A 4,123-nucleotide genomic window follows, 5' to 3' on the forward strand; every position below is an offset into this window, starting at 1 on the left:
GATTGCCGCCTGAAATGAAACCGATGCTATAGCTTAGCCCGGCGGCAAACTGGTCGAAAACTCAGGACCACCTCTAACGTCGGGCCATGCGGTTGGCCAATGCGACAGCCACAACCATGCGCGGCCTCTTTGAGAGCATATGCGCGAGCCAGGGGTCGTCGCAATATCCTTTGCGGTGGCTTGCGCTGATGACCGACATTGCACCGATGATTAGGAGCTTTCGCACGTCTCGCTGACCCATCTTGGTAATTCGGCCCAGCCGATCTTTTCCGCCGGTCGAATGCTGTCTTGGCACCAGGCCAAGCCAAGCGGCGAAATCTCGGCCTTTACGAAAGTTTTCGAGGGGAGGGCAGAACGCCTGGATCGCCATCGCCGACATTGGGCCGATGCCGGGCATGGTCTGCATTCGTCGGGCTTCAGCGTTCTTGATCGCACCTTTTCGTATCTTCACCTCGAGCGCGGCTACCTCGAAGTCGAGCGTTTCGATTTGCCGCAAATACGCTTGGACCATGTCGGCAACTTCCGGCGGCGCGCCATCCAGTTCGTCGCGGCAGCGAGATGCAAAAGCGCGACCGTTGCGGCGCTGTTGTGGAAGCACGATGCCGTACTCGCCAAGGTGTGCCCGAACCGAATTAATGAGCTGGGTCCGTTGACGCACAAAGATTTCCCGCGTCCGGAAGAGCATTGCGCGCGCCTGCTGGCTTCCACTCTTCACGGGGACGCATCGCATCGACGGGCGCACAGCCGCTTCAACGATTGCCTCGGCGTCGATGGAGTCGTTCTTGTGGCGTTTGACAAACGGTTTGACGTACAGAGCTGGGATCAGACGAACCTCATGGCCGGCAGCTTGCGCAATCCGCGCCCAGTAGTGAGCTGACCTGCAGGTCTCCATCGCGACGATACAGGGAGACATGTCGGACAGGGTTTTGTGAAACGGCGGGCGCGTCAACTTCTTCCTATGAATTACATAACCGTTCTTATCGGTCGCGCAGATGGCAAACGTCCGCTTGGCCAAATCAACACCCAAAATGTGTATGTTTTCCATTGTTTTACCCTCCTTTCACGGCCGTCATGGCCACTACGGTCCCATTATGAACCGACAGGAGGGGCATCCAATCCATCAGATTATCGGACTGATTTTTGTACACAGTTTTCTTGCGCTGCTTTCGACTTGGGATACAGGCGCGTATCCCTTTGTCTTCCAAGGCTTCTCGGAACCAGTCGGCGTCATAGCCGCGATCTCCAAGGAGCCAATCGACACGTGGCAGGCTGTTCAGAAGCGCCCGTGCGCCGATGTAATCGCTGACCTGACCGGAGGTGACGAACAAGTTCAGAGGCCGCCCATGGCTGTCGCAGATGGCGTGCAGTTTGGTGTTCATGCCGCCTTTGGTGCGCCCGATCAGGCAGCCACGCCCCCCTTTTCACGCCCATGCTGGTCGCTGTCCGGTGGGCTTTGAGGTAGGTCGCATCAATCATCACGGTCTTCTGTTCGCCGTGGTCAGCCGCCAGGCCGGCCATCATCCGGGCGAAGATGCCCGTGTCGCTCCATCGCTTCCAGCGATTGTATAAGGTCTTGTGTGGGCCGTACTCCTTGGGTGCGTCCCGCCATCGCAAGCCATTACGATTGATGAAGATAATCCCGTGTTTGATCCCACGGTTTGATGGTGTGATCCTTTCGCAGGAATGGAAGGAAGCAGCATGGGACAAGTTCGTCACGGGAGCGCCACGACAACGCACGCCGTCAGAGCTGCAATACAGCGATCGCAAGCTTCGCTCGCGCAGTTGAGCCGGGAGCTGGGCATCAATCCCAAGACAGTTGCGAAGTGGCGGAAGCGGGCGACGGTTGAGGACATGAAGACCGGGCCTTCGGAACCGAGGTCCACCGTCTTGTCTGAGGCTGAGGAGGCGGCTGTCGTAGCCTTCCGAAGGCACACGCTCCTTCCATTGGACGACTGCCTATATGCCCTTCAGCCTTCGATCCCGCACCTGACACGGTCGGCGCTGCATCGGTGCCTGCAGCGTCATGGCATCTCGCGCCTGCCGGATGTCGAGGGAGACAAGCCCAAGCGCCAGAAGTTCAAGCGCTACCCCATCGGGTTCTTCCATATCGACATCGCCGAGGTGCAGACAGCGGAAGGCAAGCTCTATCTCTTTGTGGGCATAGACCGAACGGCCAAGTTCGCCGTCGCTCAACTCATTGCAACGGCTGACAGAAAGACGGCCTGGGAGTTCCTTCAGCATATGCTCGAAGCCGTGCCCTATCAGGTCCACACCATTCTCACTGACAACGGCATCCAGTTCGCCGAGCAGCCCCAGAACCGGAACACCATCCATTCGCGGCCAATGCGCTTCGACATGATCTGCGAGGCCAACGGAATCGAGCACAGACTGACCAAGCCCAACCACCCGTGGACCAATGGTCAGGTTGAGCGAATGAACAGAACAATCAAGGACGCGACTGTAAAACGCTTCTACTACGAAACCCACGATCAGCTGCGAACGCACCTCGCGGACTTCCTGGCAGCCTACAACTTTGCCCGAAGGCTCAAGACGCTGAGCGGCCTCTCGCCCTACGAATACATCTGTAAAATCTGGACATCAGAGCCAGATCGGTTCATCCTCAACCCGATCCACCAGATGCCGGGACTGAACACCTAGCAGCATGTCAAACAACTGCACCGTAATGTCGTGGTCGACCTCGGGCGGGTTACGTTCCTCGACGATGAAGGCCCCGAAGAGGCCCCGGCTGACCTGTTCGTAGGACAGATAATGCGAGTGGTACCAGTAGGTTCCCGCATCCCTCACGTCGAACCTGTAGTCAAAGCTTTCGCCCGGGATTACCACGTCCTGAGTCAGCACGTTCACGCCGTCCATGCGGTTGGGCACGCGCAGCCCGTGCCAATGCACCAAGGCCCCGTCGCGCAGACCGTTCTCCAGCCGGATATGCGCGGCTTCTCCTTGCGTCAGGCGGATCTCGGGGCCTGGCACCTGCCCGTTGAAGGCCAGCATCGGCAGTCGGTGTCCGGCCACCATGGTCTCAACGGCTTCGGGGCGCAGGGTGATGCGGCGTGGGGCCGACAAAGCCGGTGTCGCCACCGTTGCCGCCATCAGGGTCAGCGCCTGTCGTCTGGTCATCTGCATCGCGAGGTCCTCCGGTCGTCCCGGACGGGTTTTCCAATACCGCGCGCCGGTGTTCAACCCGAGAGGCGGCGGCTCACGCTGTCGTCACCTTGGGATGCAGGGTGACGCGGGCGCCGATCTCGACCCGGTCGTATAGGTCCTTGACGTGCTCGTTGGTCAGCCGCGCGCAGCCGTTCGATACGGCGCTGCCGATAGTCGAAGGCGCGTTGGTGCCGTGGATGCGCAGGTAGGTGTCACGCCCCTGATCATCATACAGGTACAGCGCCCGCGCGCCCAGCGGGTTGTTCGGACCGCCCTTCAAGCCGTTCTTGTACTTGGCGTATTTCCCCGGATCGCGGCGGATCATCGACTGGGTGGGGCGCCACCACGGCCACTTGGCCTTGCGCGCGACGGTGAAGACACCGGTCTCGTATAACCCCTTGCGCCCGACGCCCACTCCATAGCGGATCGCCGCCCCGTCCTGTCCCATCAGGAACAGGTGGAATTCGTCTGGCACGACGTGGATTTCCCCGGGCAGCCAGTCCGTGCGGCCGGTCTGGACTGCCGTGGGGTTGAAGCGATCGGGCAGCGTGACTTTGTGCGCCAGCGCCAACCGGGGCATGGCCAGTGCCGCCGTCCCGGCGACGAGTAACGTTCGACGGTTGAATTGTTTCATTGGGACTCCTTTTTTTGTGCCATTCCAAAACACGAGAGCGCCGCTTGGAAGGGGAGTCACATTTGCGTGAGAACCGCTCACGCGACCGGTTTGTTCCCGGAAAATCACGCATTTTTTGCGATCTCGGCGGGCTGCGGAACTATCCGGCGCAGGAAGGTCGTTAACCTGGTGAACCTTTATCGAAGGGAGCCCAGCCTATGCACTACACACGATTCTTTTTGATGATCGCAACTTCCACCGTGGTGATGTTTGAAGTGGTCCCATCTTTTCGGACAGGTTTGCAGCGTTTCTAAGGTGTATCGGGTTTAGGTTTCATGCTGCGTGTCG

4 protein-coding genes and 1 pseudogene are annotated in these 4,123 nt (G+C 59.4%); 1 reads left to right on the forward strand and 4 read right to left on the reverse strand.

Annotated features, from left to right (window positions below; all coding sequences use genetic code 11):
• Nucleotides 1-73: 73 nt before the first annotated feature.
• Both RBB42_RS27825 and RBB42_RS27830 read right to left on the reverse strand, forming a co-directional pair.
• Nucleotides 74-1,045 carry an IS110 family RNA-guided transposase gene (locus tag RBB42_RS27825; protein WP_306043963.1) on the reverse strand — a complete coding sequence of 324 codons (972 nt, stop codon included), beginning with the start codon at nt 1,043-1,045 and terminating at the stop codon, nt 74-76.
• A 100-nt stretch (nt 1,046-1,145) separates the two neighbouring features.
• Nucleotides 1,146-1,647: pseudogene (locus tag RBB42_RS27830) on the reverse strand (IS5 family transposase); the annotation flags it as partial.
• Between the two features lie 51 nt (nt 1,648-1,698).
• Here RBB42_RS27830 and RBB42_RS27835 point away from each other — a divergent pair.
• On the forward strand, nt 1,699-2,658 hold the full coding sequence (locus RBB42_RS27835) for an IS481 family transposase (RefSeq protein ID WP_306043964.1): 960 nt from the start codon (nt 1,699-1,701) through the stop codon (nt 2,656-2,658).
• Here the strand turns inward: RBB42_RS27835 and RBB42_RS27840 are convergent.
• Together RBB42_RS27840 and RBB42_RS27845 are read right to left on the reverse strand one after the other, a co-directional pair.
• Entirely contained in the window at nt 2,599-3,141 is a 543-nt protein-coding gene (locus RBB42_RS27840; RefSeq protein WP_306043965.1) for a multicopper oxidase domain-containing protein, read from the reverse strand. The genes RBB42_RS27835 and RBB42_RS27840 overlap by 60 nt on opposite strands.
• Before the next feature lie 73 nt (nt 3,142-3,214).
• Entirely contained in the window at nt 3,215-3,796 is a 582-nt protein-coding gene (locus tag RBB42_RS27845; RefSeq protein WP_306043966.1) for a L,D-transpeptidase, read from the reverse strand.
• Between the last annotated feature and the right edge of the window lie 327 nt (nt 3,797-4,123).

It is taken from the genome of Mameliella sp. MMSF_3455, from assembly GCF_030733205.1.
Lineage (GTDB): Bacteria > Pseudomonadota > Alphaproteobacteria > Rhodobacterales > Rhodobacteraceae > Antarctobacter.

What these genes read in the sequence shown, in the direction of transcription:
- RBB42_RS27825 (WP_306043963.1), bottom strand. Translation starts at nt 1,045, where the DNA reads ATGGAAAACATACACATTTTGGGTGTTGATTTGGCCAAGCGGACGTTT.
- RBB42_RS27835 (WP_306043964.1), top strand. Translation starts at nt 1,699, where the DNA reads ATGGGACAAGTTCGTCACGGGAGCGCCACGACAACGCACGCCGTCAGA.
- RBB42_RS27840 (WP_306043965.1), bottom strand. Translation starts at nt 3,141, where the DNA reads ATGCAGATGACCAGACGACAGGCGCTGACCCTGATGGCGGCAACGGTG.
- RBB42_RS27845 (WP_306043966.1), bottom strand. Translation starts at nt 3,796, where the DNA reads ATGAAACAATTCAACCGTCGAACGTTACTCGTCGCCGGGACGGCGGCA.